Origin of the sequence: Enterococcus sp. DIV0876 (assembly GCF_050529585.1) — a bacterium.
Classification (GTDB): domain Bacteria; phylum Bacillota; class Bacilli; order Lactobacillales; family Enterococcaceae; genus Enterococcus_D.
On sequence record NZ_CP172882.1, the window covers coordinates 2,336,368 to 2,361,650 of the forward strand.

The 25,283-nt window shown below is 42.3% G+C and carries 19 protein-coding genes; 12 read left to right on the plus strand and 7 right to left on the minus strand.

Features of this window, described 5'->3' with window-relative positions:
- Positions 1-19: 19 nt before the first annotated feature.
- The gene (locus tag IGI41_RS11100; protein WP_430609827.1) at positions 20-943 is read right to left on the minus strand and encodes a YihY/virulence factor BrkB family protein; all 924 of its coding nucleotides are present in this window, start codon (positions 941-943) and stop codon (positions 20-22) included.
- Between the two features lie 77 nt (positions 944-1,020).
- A complete protein-coding gene (gene map / locus IGI41_RS11105) occupies positions 1,021-1,785 on the minus strand; it encodes a type I methionyl aminopeptidase (RefSeq protein WP_430609828.1) in 765 nt (254 codons plus the stop codon).
- Between the two features lie 176 nt (positions 1,786-1,961).
- Between map and IGI41_RS11110 the strand changes: the two genes are divergently transcribed.
- Positions 1,962-2,405, plus strand: a complete 444-nt coding sequence (locus IGI41_RS11110) for a flavodoxin (protein ID WP_430609829.1) — start codon at positions 1,962-1,964, stop codon at positions 2,403-2,405.
- 37 nt (positions 2,406-2,442) lie between these two features.
- On the opposite strand, the gene IGI41_RS11115 is transcribed toward IGI41_RS11110, so the two are convergent.
- On the minus strand, positions 2,443-3,018 hold the full coding sequence (locus IGI41_RS11115; RefSeq protein ID WP_430609831.1) for a TetR/AcrR family transcriptional regulator: 576 nt from the start codon (positions 3,016-3,018) through the stop codon (positions 2,443-2,445).
- Between the two features lie 230 nt (positions 3,019-3,248).
- Between IGI41_RS11115 and IGI41_RS11120 the strand changes: the two genes are divergently transcribed.
- The 11 genes from IGI41_RS11120 (at position 3,249) to vanS (ending at position 14,560) form a co-directional block, all read left to right on the plus strand.
- Positions 3,249-4,484: an aminopeptidase gene (locus IGI41_RS11120; protein ID WP_430609832.1), complete on the plus strand. Its 1,236-nt coding sequence runs from the start codon at positions 3,249-3,251 to the stop codon at positions 4,482-4,484.
- 140 nt (positions 4,485-4,624) lie between these two features.
- On the plus strand, positions 4,625-5,272 hold the full coding sequence (locus IGI41_RS11125; protein ID WP_430609833.1) for a metal-dependent transcriptional regulator: 648 nt from the start codon (positions 4,625-4,627) through the stop codon (positions 5,270-5,272).
- 9 nt (positions 5,273-5,281) lie between these two features.
- Positions 5,282-6,808: a glucose-6-phosphate dehydrogenase gene (gene zwf / locus IGI41_RS11130; protein ID WP_430609834.1), complete on the plus strand. Its 1,527-nt coding sequence runs from the start codon at positions 5,282-5,284 to the stop codon at positions 6,806-6,808.
- 102 nt (positions 6,809-6,910) lie between these two features.
- On the plus strand, positions 6,911-7,699 hold the full coding sequence (locus IGI41_RS11135; RefSeq protein WP_430609835.1) for a hydroxymethylpyrimidine/phosphomethylpyrimidine kinase: 789 nt from the start codon (positions 6,911-6,913) through the stop codon (positions 7,697-7,699).
- On the plus strand, positions 7,699-8,178 hold the full coding sequence (locus IGI41_RS11140; RefSeq protein ID WP_430609836.1) for an ECF transporter S component: 480 nt from the start codon (positions 7,699-7,701) through the stop codon (positions 8,176-8,178). The genes IGI41_RS11135 and IGI41_RS11140 overlap by 1 nt, the downstream gene beginning before the upstream one ends.
- 6 nt (positions 8,179-8,184) lie before the next feature.
- Positions 8,185-8,733, plus strand: a complete 549-nt coding sequence (locus IGI41_RS11145; protein ID WP_430609837.1) for a TIGR01440 family protein — start codon at positions 8,185-8,187, stop codon at positions 8,731-8,733.
- 265 nt (positions 8,734-8,998) lie between these two features.
- The gene (gene vanC, locus IGI41_RS11150) at positions 8,999-10,045 is read left to right on the plus strand and encodes a D-alanine--D-serine ligase (protein WP_430609838.1); all 1,047 of its coding nucleotides are present in this window, start codon (positions 8,999-9,001) and stop codon (positions 10,043-10,045) included.
- On the plus strand, positions 10,042-10,614 hold the full coding sequence (gene vanXY / locus IGI41_RS11155) for a D,D-carboxypeptidase/D,D-dipeptidase VanXY (protein ID WP_430609839.1): 573 nt from the start codon (positions 10,042-10,044) through the stop codon (positions 10,612-10,614). Before vanC ends, vanXY begins: the two co-directional genes overlap by 4 nt.
- Positions 10,611-12,713: a membrane-bound serine racemase VanT gene (vanT, locus tag IGI41_RS11160; protein ID WP_430609840.1), complete on the plus strand. Its 2,103-nt coding sequence runs from the start codon at positions 10,611-10,613 to the stop codon at positions 12,711-12,713. The genes vanXY and vanT overlap by 4 nt, the downstream gene beginning before the upstream one ends.
- A gap of 85 nt (positions 12,714-12,798) precedes the next feature.
- Positions 12,799-13,494, plus strand: a complete 696-nt coding sequence (vanR-C, locus tag IGI41_RS11165; protein WP_430609841.1) for a vancomycin resistance response regulator transcription factor VanR-C — start codon at positions 12,799-12,801, stop codon at positions 13,492-13,494.
- 37 nt (positions 13,495-13,531) lie between these two features.
- A complete protein-coding gene (gene vanS, locus IGI41_RS11170; protein ID WP_430609842.1) occupies positions 13,532-14,560 on the plus strand; it encodes a vancomycin resistance histidine kinase VanS in 1,029 nt (342 codons plus the stop codon).
- Between the two features lie 83 nt (positions 14,561-14,643).
- Here the strand turns inward: vanS and IGI41_RS11175 are convergent, their stop codons facing one another.
- The 4 genes from IGI41_RS11175 to IGI41_RS11190 all read right to left on the minus strand — a co-directional run bounded on the left by IGI41_RS11175 (position 14,644) and on the right by IGI41_RS11190 (position 25,265).
- Positions 14,644-16,083: a glutamate synthase subunit beta gene (locus IGI41_RS11175; protein ID WP_430609843.1), complete on the minus strand. Its 1,440-nt coding sequence runs from the start codon at positions 16,081-16,083 to the stop codon at positions 14,644-14,646.
- A gap of 2 nt (positions 16,084-16,085) precedes the next feature.
- Positions 16,086-20,600: a glutamate synthase large subunit gene (gene gltB / locus IGI41_RS11180; RefSeq protein WP_430609844.1), complete on the minus strand. Its 4,515-nt coding sequence runs from the start codon at positions 20,598-20,600 to the stop codon at positions 16,086-16,088.
- Between the two features lie 387 nt (positions 20,601-20,987).
- Positions 20,988-23,783, minus strand: a complete 2,796-nt coding sequence (gene ileS, locus IGI41_RS11185; protein ID WP_430609845.1) for an isoleucine--tRNA ligase — start codon at positions 23,781-23,783, stop codon at positions 20,988-20,990.
- A gap of 717 nt (positions 23,784-24,500) precedes the next feature.
- A complete protein-coding gene (locus tag IGI41_RS11190; RefSeq protein ID WP_430609846.1) occupies positions 24,501-25,265 on the minus strand; it encodes a DivIVA domain-containing protein in 765 nt (254 codons plus the stop codon).
- Positions 25,266-25,283 lie beyond the last annotated feature (18 nt).

Genomic DNA, 25,283 nt, shown 5'->3' on the forward strand with positions numbered 1-25,283 from the left:
TTTGTATACTCGCTTTCCATTATTTCTCTTTGTTCGTAAAGGTATCTTCCAACTTAGAAGAAATCCGTTCTACTGGGTCTTTTCGTGTTCTGATTTCTTGACCTGTGATATATTCTTCAACCACTGCATTCATGATGCCGCCTAAAATGACTACTGTTGCTGCTAAATTCAGCCAAATCATCAACACGATAAAACTTCCGATAATTTGGTACCCGCTGACTTTGGCAGTAAAATAGCGCGCATACAATCCGAAGACTTGTGACAATAACATCCAACCAATTGTTGAAAAGATCGCCCCTGGCAGAGTGGAGCGCAACTTCACTTTGGCATTTGGCACGAGCCAATAAATCATCATCATAATGAGCAACAGTGCAACAATCGTCAACGGCCATTTTAAGGTTTGAAAGGTACTGATCAGATTGTCAGGAAATTCAAAAATCGGCTGCAGCAGATCCAAGATGATTTTGCCTAGACCAAACACCATGGTCACACCCACGATCGCAATCATAAACAACAAAATAATCACAAAAGATACCGCACGGACAACAATAAAATTAGACCGCTGCTCCACACCAAAGGCTTTATTCATGGCAATCTGCAAAGCATTGATGCTTTGACTAGCCGACCACAATGCTGCCAAAACAGAAATTGACAATAACCCACCGGAGCTGCTGGTCAATAAGTTTTCGATTGCTGGCCCGATGAAGTCATAGATTTCACGTGGGAAAACCTCCTCCACATAAGGCAATACATTATTGGGATCGATCGATAAGTATGGCAGCAAATTACCAACTGCAATCAATAACGGAAAAAGTGAGAATAATAAGTAATAAGCAACAACAACTGAGGTTGTGCCCATTTCTGATTCAGTAATTCGAACTTGCGTTGTTTCTATAAATCGCATCAGTTTTTGATTGCTTTTGACTTTTTCAACGATTTTCATGGTGTCTTTCCTCCGCCAGCGGTCATCTGCCTTTTTATCATTTTGTCAATCATACACTCAACTGTGTGGTTGCTACTCTAATAGGTGCCTTCTTCTCCTTGAGAAGTTAAAATCCTCGGACCATCTTTCGTGATTGCTAAACTATGTTCATATTGGCAACTTAATCCACCATCAAGAGTGTACGCTGTCCAACCATTCGGATCCATTTTCATTTTCCAAGTACCCGTATTGATCATTGGTTCGATGGTGATCACCATTCCTTCTTTTAAGCGCAATCCTTTGCCAGCTTCACCATAGTGTGGGATCATCGGACTTTCATGGATTGTAGGGCCAATGCCATGACCAACAAAATCACGCACAACACCATAGCCTTCTTTTTCGGCATACGTTTGAATCGCATGGCCGATATCGCCGATCCGATTGCCAACTTGCGCTTGTTCGATCCCAAGGTACAGGGCTTTTTTGGTCACTGCCATCAAACGGTCGATTTCTGGTGTAGACTCTCCTACCACATAACTCCAGCAAGAATCTGAAATCGCACCTTTTAAATCAATACACATATCTACTTTGATCAAATCGCCATTTTTCAAAGGTTTCTTGCGTGGAAATCCGTGACAAATTTCATTGTTGATACTGCAACAAGTCGCATATTTATAATCCTCAAAGCCAATTTGCGCTGCAATGCCCCCATGGCTTTCAATATAGTTGCGTACAAATACTTCAATATCCCAGCTTGTGATTCCTGGTTTGATAAAACCGCGCAATTGTTTATGCACGTCTGCCAACAAGGCGCCTGAAGCAGCCATGCTGTCGATTTCTCTGGCAGATTTTAATGTAATCATGTTCTCGTCTCCCTCACTTAAATTCCTCTTATTTTAACATAGAAAATCGTATTTATACAAAAATCCCCCCACAATATAAAGAGTTTCTCAAGATTTGTTTTCAATTGAATTGTCTTTTGCTATAATCTAAGAGAGTTTTCCCGAGAAAACTGGAAAAGATTGGAGGAAAAAAGCCAATGACTTTAGCAAAAATCGTCTATGCGAGTATGACCGGTAATACAGAAGAAATCGCTGATATCGTGTCAGAAGCATTAGAAGACTTAGCAATAGAAGTAGAAATGAATGAATGCACCCAAGTCGATGCCGATGATTTTGAAGATGCAGATATTTGTATCGTGGCGACTTATACTTATGGAGATGGTGAATTACCAGATGAAATCGTTGATTTTTACGAGGATCTGCAAGAATTAGACTTAAGCGGAAAAATTTTTGGGGTCTGCGGATCAGGCGATACATTCTATGATGACTTTTGTCAATCGGTAGATGACTTTGAAGCTGCTTTTATGAAAACTGGCGCAACAAAAGGTGCAGACAGTGTGAAAGTAGATTTAGCTGCCGAAGAAGAAGATATCCAACACTTAGAAGCATTTGCAAAAAAAATCGCATCAGCTTTTGCTTAATGAAAAACGCCTCTTTCAAATGAAAGAGGCGTTTTTTTTAATGGTACGTAATATCAATCGGTGTATCTCGCCGGAGAATATTGTCCACCGTTTCCGTCATTAATTTGGCTATTTGATCTTCAGTCGGATGAATGATCCCTGAAGACATCAACGCAGCTAATCCAGTCGCAACGATCCAAACACCAGTGTGCATTGACTGCAATTCAACAGTGGATAAATCACTGTATCTAGGATCTTTTTTCACTGACTTAACGAACAAATCAAATGAAAATTGTTGCATGGAGTCTCCCCCACCATATTCTTCTAAATATAAAGCGCGGTATAGGCGTTTTTCTTTATTCGCAAACCCGATATAATTCAACGTCAAATCAACAATAATATCGCCTCGACGTTCGACAGAAAATACTTCAGTCTCTAAGTAGTCATAAATCTGACTGATCAGGGCACTTTTTAAATCATCCATATTTTTAAATTCTAAATAAATCGGTTGGGTTGAACACTTCATTTTCGCTGCGATATTGCGTGCGGTAAAACGGGTGAATCCTTCGGTTGCGACAACTTCATAGGCAGCTTTTAAAATCTGGTCTCTAGTGATTGTTTTCTTTCTTGCCATAATTTTTTAATCTCCTTAATCCTGCTATACATCGCTTTCAGAAAAACCTTTTACTTATTGTATCATGTTTTTTTAAGTTTGCAAAACAACTTTTAAAATATACTTGTCCAGTGTTTCACGGAGAAAGAACACTTTCCTCCTGTTTTTTTGCCAACTATTTGGTTTGTGAAGAAAAAAAATAAGTGCTATCATAAAGGAAGTTATAAAAAGAAGAAAATGGAGGAATTTTAATGGTTTTACCAAATTTTAATCAAAACTTAGAAAAATATGCGCAACTGATCGTTGAAGTTGGCGTAAATGTACAAGCCGGGCATACGATCGTCATTCAGATTGCTGTTGACCAAGCACCTTTGGCACGCTTATTGACAACCAAAGCCTACGAACTAGGTGCTGCTGAAGTCATCGTGCAATGGACTGATGATGTTGTTCAAAAAGAATTTCTCAGCCATGCAGCAGATGATCGACTGTCTAACATTCCTCAATACAAAATTGATCAAACGGATGATTGGGTAGAAAAAGGTGCGAGTCGTATCAGTGTTGTTTCAGCAAATCCAGATGCTTTAGCAGGGGTAGATTCAGATCGTGTCGCGCTGTTCCAAGCGGCTTCTGGCAAGGCAATGATGAACTTGCGTCAAGCCACTCAAGCCAATAAAGTCAGCTGGACAGTAGTTGCTGCTGCAGGTGCCGATTGGGCGCAAAAGGTATTTCCTGAAACTTCACCTGAAGAGGCCCAAGATCAATTATGGGATCAAATCTTCAAGACCACACGTATCTATGAAGAAGATCCAGTAGCGGCTTGGAAAAAACATGATGAAACGTTGCAAGTCAAAGCCGAAGAATTGAATAAAGAACAATTTTCAGCCCTGCACTATACAGCTCCTGGTACTGATTTAACGATTGGATTGCCGAAAAACCATCTATGGGAAGGCGCTGGCAGCTACAATGCCCGCAAAGAAAAATTCATGGCCAACATGCCAACCGAAGAAGTCTTTACAGCACCTGATAACCGTCGCATCGATGGCTATATCTCAAGTACCAAACCTTTGAGCTATGCAGGAACGATTATTTCGGGTATGAAGTTTACCTTTAAAGAGGGGAAAGTCGTTGATTTTTCTGCTGAACAAGGTGAAGAAGTATTAAGCAAACTTTTGGCCATCGATGAAGGTGCCAAGAGTTTAGGAGAAGTGGCATTGGTTCCTGACCCATCCCCTATCTCTCAATCCGGCATCATTTTCTTCAATACGTTATTTGACGAAAATGCCTCAAATCATTTGGCGTTAGGTTCCGCCTACGCCTTCAGCTTGCAAGGTGGAACAGACATGTCGGAAGAAGAATTGGCTGCCGCCGGCTTGAACAGAAGCCAAACCCATGTAGACTTTATGGTTGGTTCTGATCAAATGTCGATCGACGGCATCAAAGAAGATGGCACAACCATCCCTGTATTCCGAAATGGCGACTGGGCATAAGGTAGACTTTAGCGGAGGCGCATCACGCGCTTCCGTTTTTTACATAGAATATTTATTCAGCATCAGATTTTACGATAGTCATCCGCTGTTTTTTTTGATAAAATCAATGTTGATAGTCTTTGACCAGAGAGGATGATACGATGACACCAAATCGAGAAGATTATTTAAAGCTGATATTAGAGCTTGGTGGTGACCAAAAAAAAATCAATAACAAACAAATCGTGTCAGGATTAGCTGTTTCGGCAGCCTCTGTTAGTGAAATGATCTCAAAACTGGTAAAGGAAGATTTGGTAGAACACTCTCCTTATCAAGGCGTTCAATTAACAACTACTGGCTTAGCATCTGCCAGCGCATTGATCCGTAAACATCGATTATGGGAAGTGTTTTTGGTTGAACACTTGCATTACTCATGGAATGAAGTGCATGATGATGCTGAAGTTTTAGAACATGTGACTTCAGAGACCCTTGCGGCACGTTTGGAGACATACCTTGACAATCCCCGATTTTGCCCCCATGGCGGCATGATTCCGGAACAAGGTCAAATGATCCATGAAGGGGAAAAAAATACGATGGGCAGCTTCCCAGTTGGCACAAAGATCCGCATCGCTCGGGTACTTGATGAGCGAGAATTATTAGATTATCTTGTATCGATCGATTTGAATATCCACGAAGAATATGAAATCATCGATGCGGCGGCTTATGAAGGACCAATCACGATCAAAAATGACAGGAAAGAAATCGCAGTCAGCTATAAAGCGGCTAGTACGATTTTTGTCGATAAACTGTAAGGAGTGAACATGATGGAAAAAAAGGTACTGTTTACAATCTTTGGCGGAACAGGCGATTTGGCCCAACGCAAATTATATCCTTCCTTGTTTCGATTATACAAAAAAGGCGATCTACAAGAGGACTTTGCTGTAATCGGAACTGCACGCCGTCCATGGTCGGATGAACATTACCGTGAAGTAGTGCTAGATACGATCAAAACTTTGGTTGATGACCAAGAACAAGCAGAAACATTTGCTTCTCACTTCTATTATCAATCCCATGATGTAACCGATACAAGCCACTATGATTCATTGAAAAACTTAGCAGACAAATTAGATAAACAATACCATTTAGCTGGCAATCAGCTGTTTTATCTAGCCATGTCCCCTAACTTTTTCGGCACGATCGTCTCTCACTTAAAATCACAAGGGATGTTAGACACCAAAGGCTATCATCGAGTGATTATCGAAAAACCCTTTGGCAGCGATTATGCCTCTGCCAAAGAACTCAATGAAGAAATCAATACTGTATTTGCTGAACATGAGATTTATCGTATCGACCACTATTTAGGCAAAGAAATGATTCAAAACATCTCAGCAATCCGTTTTGCCAATAATATTTTTGCTTCGATGTGGAATAATCGTTATATCGACAATGTTCAAATCAATATTGCAGAAAACCTAGGCGTAGAAGAACGGGGCGGCTATTATGACAAGAGCGGTGCCTTGAAAGATATGGTTCAAAATCATATTTTACAAATTCTGTCATTGCTTGCGATGGAACCGCCGGTTGCCTTTTCTGAAAAAGAATTGCGTACCGAAAAAATCAAAGCTTTAAATGCTATCCGTATTTATTCCGAAGAAGAGGTCAAAAGCCACTTTGTTCGCGGTCAATATGCCAAAGGCCAACTAGAAGACAAAACATTCATTGGCTATCGCGAAGAAGCCAACGTCGAGGAAGAATCCCCTACTGAAACATTTGTCGTAGGAAAATTCCTGATTGATAATTTTCGTTGGTCTGGCGTTCCTTTCTATATTCGAACTGGCAAACGCTTGACTGAAAAAGGAACCCGCATCAACATTGTCTTCAAACAAGTCCCTGTCAATGTCTTCAAACAAGACTTAAATGAAGCACAAAACAATGAGAACTTGGCACCAAATGTTTTAACGATTTATATCCAACCAACGGAAGGATTTTCATTGTCCTTGAACGGCAAAGAAATCGGTCAAGGTTTTGAAACCATCCCAGTCAAATTGGATTACCGCAACAGTACCGAAATCGTCGAAAATACACCGGAAGCCTATGAAAAATTAATGCTAGATGCCTTAAACGGAGACGGTACCAACTTCACCCACTGGGATGAAGTGGCGCAATCATGGCGTATCGTTGATGTCATTCGGCATGCTTGGGACCAAGAAACCCCTGATTTTCCAAATTACGCTGCAGGAACAATGGGACCGCAAGCGGCTTACGATTTGTTAGCTGCTGATGGTTTTGAATGGATCTGGCGCCCAGATGAATGGTACCGAGAACGGAACCTATTATCAGATAAATAAGCAAACGACCAATTGGATGGCTAAAAAAACAGCCAATTGGTCGTTTTTATTTTGCTGATTTTTTGTATAATTGAAAGAACAAGTCTACTAAGGAGGAGCGCTATGCATCAAGTACTGACGATTGCCGGCTTGGATAGTCTAGCTGGCGGCGGCGCAACCGCTGATATCAAAACATTTGAAGAATTCAATGTTTTTGGTCACATCCTGTTGACATCCGTTGTCGCCATTGATCATCCCATATTATTTCACGACTTACCCCTGTCTGTTATCCAAGCACAACTGGACTCACTAAAAAAGGCGGTTGATTTTTCTGCCATCAAAATCGGTTTGATCCATCAAATACCAGCCATTCATGTCATCAGAGATTTTTTAGCCAACAGTCAGTGCCCAGTTGTTTTAGACCCGGTACTTGCTTTTAAAGAAGGAGATACTCAGTTTAATCAAGCATATCAAGCAGGGCTGATTTCCCTCTTTCCATACAGCACGTTGGTCACCCCTAACCTAGAAGAAGCCCAACAATTGGCTGGTATGACGATTGCCTCGGTCGAAGAGATGAAACAAGCAGCAAAAAAAATCAGTGCTCTAGGTGCCAAACAAGTACTGATAAAAGGCGGTAGTCGCATAACTGGCGATTTTGCCTATGATGTATTGTATCATCAAGGGAAATTTACCATTTTGAAAGCACCAAAAAGTACCGCATCAACTACCAATGGTGCTGGTTGCACTTTGTCAGCAGCCATCGCAGCTTTGTTAGCGCAAGAATGTCATCTAGAAGAAGCGGTCCAAAAAGCCAAAGCCTTTGTTTTAGCAGGTATTGAACATGGCATTCCCTTAAAAAACCAAGCAGGCAACGTCAATCAACTGGCCTATTTTAGAAAGGATGTCCTATAATGAAAGTCAAACAAATCACGATGATTGCAATGCTCACCGCATTGACTACCGCACTTTCACTGGTCTTTATTATTCCAGTTCCACAAACCAAAGGCTTTGTCACATTATGTGAAACTGGCATTTATGCTGCAGCCCTTTTATTTGGGCCAACCGCTGGGGCTTTCGTAGGCGGATTGAGTGGCGGCATGATCGATTTGTTGTCAGGCTATCCGGAATGGGCTGTTTTTTCAATTTTGATCCATGGCCTACAAGGATGGTTAGTTGGCCGCTTGGCGCATCGACCAACTTTGGCTGTGACCCTCGGCAGCTTGACCATGATTATCGGCTACGCCGCTGCCACTTTGCTGCTTTTTGGCTGGGGCGCTGGCATCGCATCGATTCCAGGCAACCTGATCCAAACGATTTTTGGCAGTATCGTCGCATTGCCTTTGGTGCAGGCGTTGCGTCGCACCAACAAATTTCCTATGAATGAGAGATGATTGAACATGATAGCAGCAGATACATTACGCAAAGATTTACAAACGATCGTCAATGAGGTGATCACCACTGCCCATCTCAAAGAAAACGAACTGTTCGTTTTAGGCTGTTCCACTAGCGAAGTCGTCGGTGGTTTGATTGGCAAAAATTCCAGCCAAGAAACAGGGGAATTGATTGTCAAAACGATCCTTGAAGTATTGAAACCTAAGGGCATTCGTTTGGCAGTTCAAGGATGCGAACATCTAAACCGAGCATTAGTGGTTGAGCAATCTACAGCAGATCGCTATCAATTAGAGGAAGTCGCTGTCATTCCGGCGCTTCATGCTGGTGGTGCCTGTTCCGTTGCAGCCTTTAAATTATACGATGAACCAGTGGAAGTAGAACATATCGTAGCCAAAGCAGGCATCGACATTGGTGATACTGCAATCGGTATGCATGTCAAACACGTACAGATACCGATTCGGCCAAGCATTCAAACATTGGGTGGCGCCCATGTGACCGCACTAGGATCACGGCCAAAATATATTGGTGGGCCACGGGCTACTTATTCAGAATAAATTTATGGGTCATCCTCTTTCTTCATGACCTTACTTCAAAGCATGCTGCGGCATGCTTTTTTTTAGCACTTTACGCCCCCGATCATGATCGACCTACTGCATCGCATTCACCCCTTTCCAGTCCTTTCATTCTTTCCACCGTCATAAATTTGTCATTATTTCTTCAGAAAAAGAGGAGAAAATTGCGTGCAAACCCGCACGAATCCCTTTAAAATGCTTGCTACACTATCTGTAATACAAGTAAGCAACGAAAGGAAGCAAGAAAATGAAAAAAATAGCAGTTATTTTTGGCGGCAATTCACCCGAATATGCGGTTTCCCTCTCTTCAGCAGTTAGCGTCATCAAATCACTTGATCCTTCTATTTATGAAATCAGCATGATCGGTATCGCACCTACCACAATCGATTGGTATTTATATCAAGGAGATGTCACACATTTGCAAACAGATACATGGTTAGCAGATACTGAAAATCATCAAAAGATCTTACCGCTTTTTGAAGGAGAAGGTTTTTGGTTAACCAAAGATCAACAGAGATTGGTGCCTGACGTTTTGTTTCCTATCCTCCACGGGAAATACGGGGAAGACGGCTGTATCCAAGGATTGTTTGAGCTGATGAAACGCCCTTATGTAGGCTGTGGTGTAGCAGCATCCGCACTATGTATGAACAAATGGCTGCTCCATCAAGCTGCCTCGGCACTTGGGATCGAGAGTGCCCCCTCTTTGTTGATCACCAATCAAGCAAAACAACAAAAACAAATCAACGCTTTTATTCAGACCCATGGGTTTCCAGTGTTTATCAAACCAAATGAAGCGGGTTCTTCAAAAGGCATTGCGAAAATCACTGACCCTACTGCACTCGATCAGGCATTTGCAGAAGCGTTTACCTATGGAGCAGCTGTTTTATTACAAAAAAGCATTGCAGGCACTGAGATTGGTTGTGGTATTTTAGGCAATGAGGAATTGGTCGTCGGTGCATTAGACGCGATTTCATTAAAAACTGGCTTTTTTGATTTTGAAGAAAAATATCAATTATTGCATGCAAAAATTACCGTTCCTGCGCCATTGCCCGCTACTATTGACACCAAGATCAAAGAACAAGCTCGTCTGCTTTATCATAATCTCGGACTAAAAGGATTGGCTAGAATCGATTTTTTTGTCACCGCTCAAGGCGCTATCTATTTGAACGAAATCAATACGATGCCAGGCTTTACAGCCCATTCACGCTATCCGGCAATGATGGCCGAAGTTGGATTGCCTTATGAAGAATTACTCAAAAAATTGCTTGATTTAGCGCAGGAGGAGATAAAATGAAGACTTACTTGCAGTTGATCAGTAAAGATTATCCGTTAAACAAAAAACAAACACCCCCTCACCTAGTATTGGCAAAATTTACTGACCACGATGTCTACTTACAACCAGAAGTTGCCAAACAATGGGAACAGCTCGTTCAGGTTTTACACCTTGAAGAAGAAATCTGTTTGTTGGATGGCTATCGCACAGAAAAAGAGCAACGGCGTTTATGGGATTACTCTATCAAAGAAAATGGACTGGCGTACACCAAACAATTTGTTGCATTGCCTAATTGCAGTGAACATCAATCGGGGTTAGCGATCGATGTCGGCTTGAAAGGAAACCAAGAAGACCTGATCTGTCCACGCTTTCGCGATAGTCCAGCCGCTGACATCTTTACGCAGCACATGATGGATTATGGGTTTATTTTACGCTATCCACAGGATAAACAAGCGATCACCGGGATAGGTTATGAACCTTGGCATTTTCGCTATGTCGGTCTGCCACATAGCCAAATCATTGCGCATCAAGGTTGGACATTGGAGGAATATCACCAATATCTGGAACAAATAACGAGATATTTGGCATGAAAAAGAATCAAGGAATCGATCAATTTCGCGTGATTTTAGCGATGATGGTCATAGCGATCCATTGTCTGCCCTTACATGACATTTGGCCGGATGGCGATCTACTCATCACACTGACCCTATTTCGAATCGCTGTACCCTTCTTTTTTATGATCAGCGGCTATTATGTATTTAGCGATTTAGCAACTGAAAATCGATACCCTGCGCGAAGAAAAATTTTGATTTTTATCAGAAAACAATGTCACGTTTATTTTTGGGCAATACTTATTTTCTTACCATTATCTCTATACAGTCAGATGATTCGGGCTGACCTCTCCATAGGTGATTTTTTTCATATGCTGTTCGTCAACGGCACACTTTATCATCTGTGGTATTTTCCTGCACTGATTTTAGGCAGTTTATTGATGATGGTGCTGTTGATGTGGCTTCCATTCAAAGGTGTTTTCCTGATATGTATAAGTCTATATGTCATAGGATTAGGCGGGGACAGCTGGTATGGACTGATTGATCAACATCCGATTTCTCCTATCTACCCAGCCATTTTCCAATGGTTAGGCGGCACCCGAAATGGATTATTCTTTACGCCGATGTTTCTGCTGTTAGGTATTATCGCAAAAAAGAATCGCACCCACCAATGGGTGACCAGCAACTTTTTCTATTTGAGCATCAGTCTGCTATGTCTGTTATTCGAAAGTTATTTTTTGCATCATTTCAGCACTCCCAAACATGATAGTATGTATTTCTTTTTACCGTTTGTCATGTTTTTCTTATTTCCGATCATCCAACAATGGCGGCCGCGAATGATTTGGAAAGAGCCAAGAAAATGTTCCTTATGGTTGTATTTACTGCATCCATATGCAATTGCAGTGACACATTATCTCAGTCGAAAAATCATCTTGCTGCAAAACAATTTGTTGAACTATTTCGTGGTGATAAGCCTAACTTTTGTTTTAGTCCACTGCTTGTTGCTGCTGCATAAACGGCTGCAACCCTCAGAAAGAAACAGACTCCGAGCAAAAAGAGCGGTCAAAGAACTTTCAGTTTCAGCACTTTTGCATAATTTAGCAGCAATCAAACAAGTCATTGATCCCCAGACAAAAATCATGGCAGTCGTAAAGGCCAATGCTTATGGATGCGATGCAGAGACTATGGCTAAGGTTTTAGAAACAGCTGGTGTTGATTTTTTTGCTGTGGCGACTATTGATGAAGCCATCGCATTAAGAAAGAGCGGCACACAAAGTCAACTATTGATATTAGGCTATACTTCACCTGAGCGTATCAACGAGATCAAACACTATTCTTTGACCCAAACGATTGTCAGTGAAGCACATGCACAGGCGTTAGCCCAAAAAAATGTGTCTATCGAATGTCATTTGGCGATCGATACGGGAATGCATCGTTTAGGGGTCAACCCTGATCCCAAAACGATATCAGCCATTTACAAGCTACCCACACTTGCAATTAGTGGTATCTTTTCACATCTTGGCTCCGCTGATCAGTTGGATACGAATAGTATCGATCGGACAAAAAAACAAATCGCTTGTTTTGATGCACTTCTTACTGTTCTTCGCAAAAAAAATATCAGCTATGGCATAACCCATCTCCAAAGCAGTTACGGCATTCTAAATTATCCTGAAAAGAAGTATGACTATGTACGTCCCGGCATTCTCTTGACAGGTTCATTAAGTCTGCCTGATCAACCAACAAAAAGACACCTAGAATTGCAACCCGTTTTGACTATCAAAGCCCAACTGATTGCGAAGAAAACCATTCCTGCAGGAGAAGCTATCGGCTATGGTTTATCCTCAATCAACCAGCAGCCGACAACGATTGGAATCGTCAGCATCGGTTATGCAGATGGACTGCCTCGTGGGCTGTCTTCTCTTGACTTTGCCCTTGTATATCAAGAGAAAGTTTTACCACAAATTGGGCTGATCTGCATGGATATGCTGATTATCGATCTAACCAATCATCCAGATATTGCCATTGAAAGTCAGCTAACGGTCATCACAGATTGGGCCGCCACAGCCAAACAAGCACAGACGATTTCAAATGACCTTCTTAGTCGTTTGGGCTCGAGGTTGACCGCAATTTCTCGTTAGAAAACGAATGCATAAGTACTATGAGTAGGGTATGATGTAGATAAAGCTTTATTTAAAAATGACATGTATAGTTGGAGTGAACCAAATGCCAGAAAAAATAATCGTCGTGGATGATGAGAAAGAAATTGCTGAGTTAGTTGCTACCTTTCTAAGAAATGAAGGGTTTCAAGTCGACACATTCTATGATGGTGCCAGTGCGTTGATCCACCTAGAAAAAGAATCGATCGATGTGGCTGTATTAGATGTGATGTTACCAGATATCGATGGCTTTAAACTACTGCAGCAAATCCGCCAACAGCACTTTTTTCCAGTACTGATGCTCACCGCCAAAGGAGAAGATATAGACAAAATCACAGGGCTCAGTTTGGGTGCCGATGATTACGTCACCAAACCCTTCAATCCATTGGAGGTCGTTGCTCGGGTAAAGACGCAATTAAGGCGGTATCAGCGCTATAATCATGCACCGCAACAACAATCGATCGATATCTACGAAAAAGAAGGTTTACTGCTGAAAATCAGCAGCCATCAGTGTTTTCTTTATAATAAGGAAGTCTTCCTAACGCCTATTGAATTCAAAATTTTACTCTACTTATTTGAACATCAAGGAAATGTTGTGGCCTCAGAGACCCTTTTTGAAGCTGTTTGGAAAGAAAAATATCTTGATAATAACAATACAGTCATGGCACACGTTGCGCGTTTAAGGGAAAAACTCCAAGAACAACCCCGTAAACCAAAGTTTGTCAAAACTGTCTGGGGGGTAGGCTATATTATTGAAAAATAAAAGTCCTTTGATTCGCACACTTTTAATGCAATACTTTATGACCACCGCAGGTTTGACAGCGATTGCGATCATCATTCCATTCTTGATACGGATTTTCGCGAATGGGCAAATTTGGTACGGTGATGAGCCATTTTATCTATTTTATCGCTTACTTGCTAATAATTGGCTGTTTGGACTGATTGTTGTCGTCCTATTTATTTGGGTCTCCACAACCATTTTCTATATGAAAAAAGCGATTGGTTACTTGGAGGAGACTACGCAAGCCACCAATCAAATGATCAATGAGCCCACAAGACGAATCACTTTGTCACACAACTTGATCTACATTCAAGAAGAACTAAACCAATTGCGTGAAAAGAATTTATTCGATCAACGGGCAGCCAAAGAGGCTGAGCAGCGTAAAAATGATTTGATTGTTTATCTAGCCCACGATCTGCGCACACCTTTAACAAGTGTGATTGGCTATCTGACCCTCCTAAAAGAGGAACCACAACTATCTGCTGCTTTAAAAGCGCGATACACCGATATCGCGCTGGAAAAGGCTTTGCGTTTGGAATTGCTGATCAATGAATTTTTTGACATCACCCGTTTTAATTTGACAACGATCACTCTGCAAACAGAGACCACCGACTTAAGTTTGATGCTGGATCAATTAAGTTTTGAATTTCTGCCTTTACTCGCTGAAAAAGCATTGCAATGGCAGCTAGACTTAGAAAAGAATGTACTTGCTACGGTTGATACGGAAAAAATAGCCCGCGTGTTCGATAATCTCATCCGTAATGCGATCAATTATAGTTATCCTGATTCGCTTTTGCAGCTTACATTACGTCAAGAAGAGACAATCCTCATTCAATTGACAAATCATGGCAAGACGATTGCTCCCGAAAAACTCGCTTTGATTTTTGAACCTTTCTACCGTATGGATAGCTCACGAGCCACAGCGACCGGAGGTACCGGTCTTGGTCTGCCAATCGCAAAAGCGATGGTCGAAGCCATGTCGGGTAAAATCTGGGTGGAAAGCAAAGATGAAACGATCACTTTTTTTGTTTCACTCCCTCTTTCATAAAAAAACGAATAAAACCCCACAGCATTTGATTTGTTTTTTAAAGCAGCAAATCAATACTGTGGGTTTCTTTTTATTCAGCTTGCTTACTGGTACACCAATGTACGTAATGCTTGATCCACTTTTTCAGCAGCCAACCTGCCTTCACGGATCGCCCAAATGACTAAACTAGGACCTCGCTTGGCATCGCCAGCTACTAAGACCCGTTCATTATTGGTCGTGTAATCATCATAGATTTCTTTGACACCAAAGGCATCCAACAAGGTTGTTTCTGGTCCTAGAAAGCCCATCGCCAGCAAAACAAGATCTGCTTTGATGACCTCCTTGCTGCCAGCGATCGGTTGAAAACGATCATCTACAGCAACTGTTTCTAGAGCAATCAATTGACCTCTTTCGGCGCCGATAAACGCTGTCGTTGAAACCCCATGGTAGGTTACTTGGCTTTGGAATACTTCAGCCGCTTCTTCTTGACCATAGCCAGTGCGGGCGGTTAGCGGATATTCTGGCCAGGGATTATTGGCCGCTCGTTGCAATGGTGGCTGCGGCGTTATTTCTAGTTGCCGTACAGATGCTGCCCCTTGACGGACAGCAGTTCCGATACAGTCGTTTCCTGTATCGCCACCACCGATGACTACGACATGTTTACCAGCCAATTTTTTACTGGTAGCTTCTTTGCCATGTTTCAAGACCTCTTTCGTTGCCTCGGTTAAATAATCAACCGCAAATTGAACGCCAGTCAGCGAGCGACCGGGTATTTTCAGGTCCCGAGGTACACTCGCCCCAGTTGAGAGGATCACACGATCATATTGGTCGGCCAATTCATCTGCTGAAATGTCGCGCCCAATCTCTGTGTTACCGATAAAGCGAACCCCTAAATCCACCATCAAATCGATGCGTCGCTGCACGACGTCTTTATCCAATTTCATATTCGGAATGCCATACATCAGCAACCCGCCAAAGCGATCACTCCGCTCATAAACGGTGACTTGATGCCCTAACTGATTCAAACGCCACGCGGCAGATAAACCGGCAGGCCCGCTGCCTACGATTGCCACTTTAAAACCAGTCGCTTCTTGCGGCATTCCTGAAGCTTTGACCCAATCATTTTCAAAAGCGGTATCGATGATAAAACGCTCATTGTCGTGGATCGTGACCCCCGAACCATTTAAAGCTTCGGTACAGCCCTTTTCACAAGGTGCCGGACACACCCGTCCTGTCATTTCAGGCAATGGATTGGTTCTTGCCAAACGCTCAAAAGCAGCTTGCGTCCGACCTTGATAAACCAAATCATTCCACTCAGGAATCAAATTGTCATTTGGACAACCAGAAACTGTTCGTTGTCCACCATAGAATGAACCGGTGTGGCAGAATGGAATCCCGCAATTCATACAGCGGGCTGCTTGTTCTTGCCTTTCTTCTTCGGGCAAGGGGGTTTGGAGTTCTTCCCAATCAGTGATTCGCTCAAAAACTGGGCGTGTCGGGTTTTCAACTCTTGCATGTTTTAAGAAACCAAATGGATCTGCCATATTTATTCACGCGCCTTTCCTGGAATAGTTAATTGGGTGCCAACAACCGATTCAAACGCCTTTTCTAATAACGCATCACCGACAAAACCTTGTGCGGCAAATTGATCTGTTGCTTCAACCATATGATGATACTCGGTTGGATAGACTTTCACAAAATCTTGTTTCGCACGTGGCCAATCTTGTAAAATTTCAGCTGCTTTTAAAGAATCCGTGTAGGCAAAATGCTTTTCGATCATCTCTTTCAGTTGCTGGTCATTGCCGCTTTCATCAATTTGATACAAATCAACCATCTCCATATTGCACTTGGCTGCAAACTCATGGCTCGGATCATAGACATATGCCACACCACCAGACATACCGGCCCCAAAGTTTCGACCTGTTTTGCCAAGGATAACCACGACGCCACCAGTCATATATTCACAGCCATGATCGCCAACACCTTCGACAACCACTTTCGCCCCGCTGTTACGGACACAAAAGCGCTCACCGGCAGTACCGCGGAAATAGCCTTCCCCTTGATTGGCACCAAAACAAGCTACATTCCCCACGATGGGTGAATGTTCGACATCGTAAGCAGCATCTTCTGGCGGCACGATAATCAATCGCGCACCGCTTAAACCTTTGGCAACATAATCATTGGCTTCCCCGATCAATTTCAATTCAATCCCTTGGGTTGCAAAAGCGCCAAAGCTTTGACCCGCGATACCATGGTACGTATACTGCAATAATCCTGGCGTCACTTGATCATTGCCGAAGCGCTCAGCGATCCATCCGCCCAGCCGTGCCCCAACAGAACGCTGGACATTGTTGATTGATTGACTGACTGCGATTGCCTCATTTTGTTCAATAGCAGCTTGGGCAAATGAATCTAGTTCTGGCCACTGGCGTTTTTCTAAAAATGGATCTGTCACTTTCCGCTCGATTGGAACCGCCCTGCCGATCATTCTAGAGAAATCTAAAGATTTCGCTTTGCCTTTTGCGACAAAACGCGGCACCAATACTTCTCCATGGCCAACCATTTCATCAATCGTCCGAAAACCTAATTCTGCCATTGTTTCCCGCAAGTCTTCTGCTAAAAAGTACATCGTATTGATGATATGGGCTGGTTTTCCGGCAAAGAATTTTCGCAATGCAGGATTTTGGGTTGCAATCCCCACCGGGCATGTGTTCAAGCTGCAGACCCGCATCATCACACAACCGATAGCCACTAGTGCCAATGAAGCAAAACTATACTCTTCAGCACCTAACAACGCTGCAATCGCGATGTCACGACCCGTCATTAATTTACCATCGGTTTCTAACGTCATCCTTTGACGCAGATTATTCATAGCTAGTGTTTGGTGCGCTTCGGCGATCCCCATCTCCCAAGGAAGTCCAGCATCACGAATCGAGTTTCTTGGTGAAGCTCCTGTTCCTCCATCATAACCCGAGATCACGACAACATCTGCACCGGCTTTTACAACCCCTGTTGCAATCGTACCTACCCCGGTACTTGAAACCAATTTGACATTGATCCGGGCATAGGGATTGATGGCTTTCAGATCATAGATCAACTGAGCCAAATCTTCAATTGAATAAATATCATGATGCGGCGGCGGTGAAATCAATCGTACGCCTGGCGTTGATCCGCGGATTTCTGCCACCCATGGAAAGACTTTGTTTCCAGGCAATTGTCCTCCCTCACCAGGTTTGGCCCCTTGTGCCATTTTGATTTGCAATTCGTCAGCACTCATCAAATATTCCGCATTGACCCCAAAGCGGCCCGATGCGACTTGTTTGATACGGCTATTGTAGTTGATACCATCTACGGGTTTGAATCGATTACGGTTTTCACCGCCTTCGCCACTATTTGATTTTGCGCCGATTGCATTCATTCCTTCAGCGATGCAGCGATGGGCTTCTTCACTTAAAGAACCGTACGACATCGCTCCGACTTTAAATCGTTTAACGATCGTTTCTGCAGGTTCCACTTCTGCCAATGGAATACTTGGTCGATTTTTGTCGAAGGTCCACATAGACCGTAATGTGGTTGGATGTGCCACTGCTTCTTGATCCATTTCGGCTGCATAAGCTTTATATAACGCATAATCGCCAGTACGAACTGCCTTTTGAAAGCCGTAGATCGTCTTTGGATTGAACAAGTGGTGCTCCCCATCTGCTTTGTATTGAAAACTGCCACCTGATTCAAGATAATCCGTTTGTTTATGACCATACGCTGCCTGATAGCGATTGAGGTATTCTTCTTCGATTTGCTGTAAAGACAATCCACCGATTCTCGTTGCTGTACCGGTAAAATATTCACTGACGACGGCTTCAGAAATACCAACCGCTTCAAAAAGTTGCGCGCCATGATAGCCGGCGATCGTTGAGATCCCCATCCGAGACATGATTTTGATGATACCTTTTTCGCAGGCTTTACGATACTTTTCGACTTTAGCAGATAAATCAAGGTGAACCAATGTTTGATATGCCCCGTATGGATGAATACCGCTGGCACCGTAACCGATCAGCATTGCATAGTGATGTACTTCGCAGACCTCTGCTGTATCGACCACGATCGACGCCAAGGAACGCTTGCCTTTCCTCACAAGATAATTATGCAAACCTGAAACAGCCAATAAAATCGGCATGGCCATTTTGCCTTTTTGCGCTTGCATATCTGGGGTTTCCCCCCGATCGCTTAAAATGATAATTGTGGTGCCTTGATCGATTTTGGCTTCAGTCTCTTTAAATAAATTTTCTAAAGCCGCCTGTAAGCCGCCGCTTTGTTCATTTTTGATTGGATATAAAATTGATTGAACGCTGGACTTTTGACCCGATTGATCCAAGTGCTTGATTTTCATATAGTCATCTGTCGTTAACACAGGACTACTGATTTTTAGTTTGTTGCAATTGATTTGAATATCTTTCGCAACATCCCCATCTCGACCTAAAAATAACTCTGTACCAATCACAAGTTGTTCACGAATGGCATCGATCGGTGGATTGGTTACTTGTGCAAACTGTTGCTTGAAATAAGTAAACAGTGATTGCGGTTTTTCACTCAAAATGGCCAATGGTGAATCGAATCCCATTGAGATCACCGGCTCTTCGCCGTTTTCCGCCATTGGCATGATCAAAGTACGAATGATTTCATCCGTATAACCATTCAATTTCCACAATTGCTGCATTTGGGCAGTTGATGGCTGGCCTACTGCTTCTTCACTAGGACTCAAATCCGCGGGAGTCAATAAATGGTTCTGCAGCCACTCTCGATACGGATACGCTTTTGAATAGTGGTCCTTGATTTCTTGATTGCGCAGAATGGTACCGTCAACAGTATTAACCAAAAACATATTCGCTGGGCCTAATACCCCTTTTTCAATGACTTCTGCTGCTGGCAAATCAACAACGCCAGACTCTGAAGCAACAATGACAAACCCTGATTTTGTGATCGAATAGCGTGAGGGGCGTAAACCATTTCTATCAAGCGCAGCCCCCACCATATCACCATCCGTAAAACACAATGCCGCTGGTCCATCCCAAGGTGCCATAAAACTTGCATTATATTCATTGAAGGCCGTCAGTTCAGCCGACAAGCCAGCTTCATTTGACCAGGCTTCTGGCACCATCATCAATAGGGCTTGCGGAATATCCCTTCCTTGTCGATATAAATATTCCATACAGTTTTCTAATTTGGCAGAGTCAGAATTTTCATCATCATACACCTCGATTTGATGCCCATGCATCCAATTCTCCGCCCCCCGCAACGTATTGATTTCCCCGTTATGAGCTAAAAAACGAAAGGGTTGTGCGCGATTCCAACTAGGAAAGGTATTGGTTGAAAAACGGGAATGGGTCAAAGCAATGCTTGAGGTCATTTCTGGCCGTTGCAAGTCTTTGAAAAATAAGCCTACTTGATAAGCATGGAGCATTCCTTTATAGACGATCGTTTTGCTGGATAGGCTGCAGATAGAACAAGCATCAGCAGGATACGTCTGCTCCAATTTGCGGCGCAACCGATACAACTGATCTTCAAAAGGTCGTCCCGCTGCAACATCCACCGGTTTTTCGATAAAGAGTTGCAAAAAAGACGGCATCACTTTTTGAGCACCTGGTCCGCATTGATAATAATCATAGGGGACATCGCGTTGCCAAATCACTTGAAATCCCCAACTTTGGATATCTTTGATCATAGCTTCTTGCACTTGTAATGCCCGTAATTTTTCGGCGGGCAAAAATAACATGCCCACAGCATAATGTCCTTTGTCTGGTAAGCGGATACCGGCAGATTGCGCCTCGATTTGGAAGAATGGATCTGGCATCGCCATCAAAATCCCTGCACCATCGCCTGTATCAGGTTCTGCCCCAGTACCACCGCGATGATTCATTCTCTCTAACATCGTTAATGCGTTTTGAATCAATTCCCTTGAATAAAGCCCGTCCTTCTGGGCAATAAAGCCCATACCGCACGCATCCTTCTCAAATCGAGGGTCATACATTGATCGTATTGTAGTGGTTATATTTTTTTCATTCATCAAATCACACTTTCTTTGAATTTTCTGAATTTTCCGATTTTTAAACATGTATCTCTCTACATTTTTATTGCAAGATATTTACTATACAGACTGTTTTTAGCAAAAGGAAAAATTTTTCTTTATTTTTTCATTTGTAAATAAATCAAAAACCTTTGTACATACTATAAAGATTAAGGTTTTTATATTATACAACATTCTTCCCGTTATTTATAAATTTTAAATGAGAATCGTTTTCATCTGTATCAACTCGTCAGCTACCATTCACATGTAAAAAATCGTGACAAACAATAGTATTTTTGTGCGGAAGATACGCCTTTTTCGTCTATCTAAACAAAAAAAACAGGCAATCATAAGAATGATTGCCTGTTTGATGGGATATTGATTGGCTTATTTTTCGAAACCTTCAGCAACAGCTTCTGGATAATTTTCTTCTACGATCTCTGCACAATGTCCACAAAGCGTTGCTAAGTGTGCATGACTACCGACATCTTTGCGCATTTGTCGGCAACGTTCACAGACTTCCCCGTCAGCTTTTTCAACGAGAATCGAGACATCTTCAAATGAATAGGCTTCTGCTGGTGCGGCTGTACCAATAGGTGCTACTTCAAAGAAATCAGGCGAGATGATCAACAACTGGGCGATATCTGAATCGATTGCCTTCAATAAAGTTGCGACTGGTTCAGTTGGGTAGATCGTTACTTTTGCTTCAAACGATTTACCGATCAATTTCGCATTGCGGGCTTCTTCCAATGCTTTTAATACATTATCACGGAAGTCTAAGAAGGCTGCCCATTGATCCAACAATTCATCTTGGTTAGCAAATGTTTGATAGCTAGGAAGTTCTGCTAGTTGAACATACTCATCTGCTTCTTTCAAATGAGACCAAATTTCTTCTGCCGTATGAGGGATGATTGGTGTCAATAGTTTAGTCAATGCAACTGCCGTTTGGTAGAAAACAGTTTGCATTGCCCGACGTTGGAAATCATCTTGGCCTTCGATATAGACAACATCTTTGGCAAAGTCTAAATAGAATGAAGACATATCAACCGTTAAGAAGTTGATGACTGTGCGGTAGATATGCAAGAAATTGTATTTTTCGTAGCCATCTTCGCGAATCGTTTTGATTGTTTGGTGCAAGCGTACCATCATGTAGCGATCGACCGAGCGTAATTCTTCAAATGGTACAGTATCTTTGGCTGGATCAAAATCATTCGTGTTAGCGAGTAAGAAACGCATCGTGTTGCGGATTTTACGATACACTTCAGATACTTGATTCAAGATATCCATCGATACCCGAACATCAGATTCATAATCGACACTGCTGACCCATAAACGTAATATATCGGCCCCCATTTGTTTGATGACTTTCTCAGGTGCAATCGTATTGCCCAGAGATTTACTCATTTTGCGTCCTTCCCCATCTAGTGTGAACCCTTGTGATAGAACAGCTTTATAAGGAGCTACCTCATTGATTGCAACGCTGGTGGTGATACTTGAATTGAACCATCCACGGTATTGGTCTGAGCCTTCAAGGTACATATCTGCTGGGAAGGTCAATTCAGGACGTTGGCGCAATACTGCTTCATGTGAAGAACCTGAATCAAACCACACATCCATGATATCTGTTTCTTTAGAAAACTTGCCATTCGGTGAACCTGGATGGGTAAAACCAGCTGGCAACAATTCTTCTGCTTCTTTTTCAAACCAAATCGTCGATCCATGTTCTGCAAATAAATTTGCCACATGTTCAATGGTTTCCGGTGTAATAATTGCTTCGCCATTTTCAGCATAGAAAATCGGCAATGGTACGCCCCAAGCTCGTTGACGAGAAATCACCCAGTCACCACGATCACGGATCATGTTATATAAACGTGTTTTGCCCCATGGAATGATCCAGTCGACTTTTTCGATTTCGTCTAAGATATTTTGACGGAACTTATCAATTGAAGCAAACCATTGTGGTGTTGCCCGATAAATCACTGGTTTTTTGGTACGCCAGTCATGGGGATAACTATGGGTAAAGAAGTCTAATTTGAGCAAAGCGCCTTTTTCTTCTAATAATTCAGTGATCATTGGATTGGCTTTGTCATAAAAGATACCTTCGAAGCCAGGTGCTTCTTCTGTATACATCCCACGACTATCCACTGGGGATAGAACATCTAAACCATATTTTTTGCTGACGATGTAGTCATCTTCACCATGCCCAGGCGCAGTATGGACCAACCCGGTACCGGCATCTAATGTTACATGATCACCTAACATAAGCAAAGAAGTCCGATCATAAAACGGATGCTGCGCTGTCATGTATTCTAATTGATCACCAGAGAATTCTTGTAAGACATCAACAGTTTTCCAACCAATCGCTTCTTTGACTGTATCTAATAAATCTTTTGCTACAACAAATTTACGACCGTCAGCCAAAATTTGCAAATAAGCAAATTTTGGATTCACAGAAATCCCTAAGTTTGCTGGTAATGTCCATGGTGTCGTTGTCCAAATGACGAAAGAAGTATCTGTATCAAGTAATCCCTTGCCGTCTGCAACAGGAAACGCCACATAGATCGACGCTGATTTGACATCTTTATACTCGATTTCGGCTTCTGCTAAAGATGATTCACTTGATGGTGACCAATAAATTGGTTTTAATCCTTTGTAAATATAGCCTTTTTCAGCCATTTTACCGAAGACACGAATTTCAGCTGCTTCATAATCCGGGGTCAATGTGATATATGGGTGATCCCAATCACCAGAAACACCTAATCGTTTGAAATCTGCTCTTTGTGTGTCTACTTGGGTCAGCGCATACTCCTCGCATTTTTTGCGGTATTCAGCCAAGCTCATTTCTTTACGTTTGATCCCTTTATTGGTCAAAACTTGCTCAATAGGCAATCCGTGGGTATCCCAGCCTGGTACATAAGGCGAGCGAAAACCAGACATTGATTTTGCGCGTACGATGATATCTTTACTGATTTTGTTCAGCGAATGACCGATATGGATATTGCCGTTTGCATATGGCGGACCATCATGTAAGACAAATGTCGGTTTGCCTTCGTTTAATTCCTGTCTGCGTTGATAGATTCGTTGTTCTTCCCACTCTTTTTGCCATTCAACTTCACGGTTGGGCAAATTACCGCGCATCGGGAAATCGGTTTTTCCTAATTGAAGTGTTTCTTTCATTTTCATTTCGATTGCTCCTTTTTGATTGCTTACTGCTATTTTGATAAAGACCAGGATCGATCTTGATGCCATTGGTTCATATAGTGTTTGCAAGATTCCCTAGTATGATGACTACGTTCCCTTTCAGTCACCTAGTACTGTTCATCATCTACTCGTCTGCACTTCGTTACGCCTACAGTCTCTTCTAAGCGAATACCGCTAAGAAGGACTTGCATGCCTTGCTTTGCAAGTCAATCGTTGTGATTCGGGGGTACGGTTACTACTTTCCCTGCGGTCACCTAGTACTGTTCATCATCTACTCGTCTGCACTTCGTTACGCCTACAGTCTCTTCTAAGCGAATACCGCTAAGAAGGACTTGCATGCCTTGCTTTGCAAGTCAATCGTAGTGATTCGGTGTACGGTGACTACGTTCCCTTTCGGTCACCTAGTACTGTTCATCATCTACTCTGCCTTGCTTTGCAAGTCAATCGTAGTGATTCACAGCAAAAAACACGTTCTTCCCGTGAAGGGACGAACGTGTTCGTGGTACCACCCAAATTTTGTTATCTATGATAACTCTTTGTTGATCGATAACGGGATCAGGCGGCGGTTTTTAATAGAGCTTATTTCGTGCTCTTTCGAAACTGCGACTAACAGATGATTTGATTTCTTATAGGGTTTTATTTGGCTTCCACTCTCCCAAACTCGCTTGAAAAATATAAGAAATTTTTTTGTTCTGTTTTCTAGTCGTTCTCTGTTTTGTTTAATTCATTTAATAAACTTCTTGCATCATCCAATGTTTTCACTTCACTATTGTCGCTGACGTCAACAATTTTTTCGCTTGATTCGACAACATCGATGTCAGGTGTTGATTGGATATCTACTGCTTCTGAGTTTACTCCAGAACTATTTTCACTGTCAAGCTCTTTTGATAAAACTTCTCTAATGACTTGGTGAGAATCTTGGACATAACTTGAGAATGGCGCCAAAATTTCTTCCCATTCTGGGCTTTTGACTTGTTCTAACTGTGTTTGCAGCATAACCAATAAATTGTTGTGGAAAACACGGGTTTTCTTTTTCAAGTCATTGGTTTCAGTTGCCAACTGGCGGGCATTATTGGTTGCATCCGTTAAGATTTCTTTGGCTTTTTCTTCGGCAGCCACATTCAACGCATGGGCGCGTTTTTCTGCTGTTGCAACCATTTCATCTGCTTTATTTTGGGCAGAAGTCACGATCACTTCAGACTCTTTGCTAGCGCTGGTTTTTACCTTGTCTGCTGTATCTTGTGCGACAATGATTGATTGGTTCAATGCGTCTTTTAATTCATTGAAATATTCAAGTTTTTCTTCCGCATGCTTCAATGATTTCTCTAATTCACGGTTTCTTTGGACCGCTTCTTCATAATCACGGACGATCATATCTAAGAAATCATCGACTTCATCTTGATTGTAACCTCTCATCTTGACTGAGAAGTTTTTATTCTGAATATCTAATGGAGTTAATGCCATAATTTACACCTCTTTGAT

Bases quoted from the DNA above. Each gene is read 5' to 3' on its own strand.
- IGI41_RS11140 (WP_430609836.1), top strand. From the start codon at position 7,699: ATGAAAGTCAAACAAATCACGATGATTGCAATGCTCACCGCATTGACT.
- ileS (WP_430609845.1), bottom strand. From the start codon at position 23,783: ATGAAAATGAAAGAAACACTTCAATTAGGAAAAACCGATTTCCCGATG.
- vanC (WP_430609838.1), top strand. From the start codon at position 8,999: ATGAAAAAAATAGCAGTTATTTTTGGCGGCAATTCACCCGAATATGCG.
- IGI41_RS11100 (WP_430609827.1), bottom strand. From the start codon at position 943: ATGAAAATCGTTGAAAAAGTCAAAAGCAATCAAAAACTGATGCGATTT.
- IGI41_RS11175 (WP_430609843.1), bottom strand. From the start codon at position 16,083: ATGGCAGATCCATTTGGTTTCTTAAAACATGCAAGAGTTGAAAACCCG.
- vanXY (WP_430609839.1), top strand. From the start codon at position 10,042: ATGAAGACTTACTTGCAGTTGATCAGTAAAGATTATCCGTTAAACAAA.
- IGI41_RS11115 (WP_430609831.1), bottom strand. From the start codon at position 3,018: ATGGCAAGAAAGAAAACAATCACTAGAGACCAGATTTTAAAAGCTGCC.
- vanS (WP_430609842.1), top strand. From the start codon at position 13,532: ATGACCACCGCAGGTTTGACAGCGATTGCGATCATCATTCCATTCTTG.
- zwf (WP_430609834.1), top strand. From the start codon at position 5,282: ATGATGGAAAAAAAGGTACTGTTTACAATCTTTGGCGGAACAGGCGAT.
- vanT (WP_430609840.1), top strand. From the start codon at position 10,611: ATGAAAAAGAATCAAGGAATCGATCAATTTCGCGTGATTTTAGCGATG.
- vanR-C (WP_430609841.1), top strand. From the start codon at position 12,799: ATGCCAGAAAAAATAATCGTCGTGGATGATGAGAAAGAAATTGCTGAG.
- IGI41_RS11125 (WP_430609833.1), top strand. From the start codon at position 4,625: ATGACACCAAATCGAGAAGATTATTTAAAGCTGATATTAGAGCTTGGT.
- gltB (WP_430609844.1), bottom strand. From the start codon at position 20,600: ATGAATGAAAAAAATATAACCACTACAATACGATCAATGTATGACCCT.
- IGI41_RS11135 (WP_430609835.1), top strand. From the start codon at position 6,911: ATGCATCAAGTACTGACGATTGCCGGCTTGGATAGTCTAGCTGGCGGC.
- IGI41_RS11120 (WP_430609832.1), top strand. From the start codon at position 3,249: ATGGTTTTACCAAATTTTAATCAAAACTTAGAAAAATATGCGCAACTG.
- IGI41_RS11145 (WP_430609837.1), top strand. From the start codon at position 8,185: ATGATAGCAGCAGATACATTACGCAAAGATTTACAAACGATCGTCAAT.
- map (WP_430609828.1), bottom strand. From the start codon at position 1,785: ATGATTACATTAAAATCTGCCAGAGAAATCGACAGCATGGCTGCTTCA.
- IGI41_RS11110 (WP_430609829.1), top strand. From the start codon at position 1,962: ATGACTTTAGCAAAAATCGTCTATGCGAGTATGACCGGTAATACAGAA.
- IGI41_RS11190 (WP_430609846.1), bottom strand. From the start codon at position 25,265: ATGGCATTAACTCCATTAGATATTCAGAATAAAAACTTCTCAGTCAAG.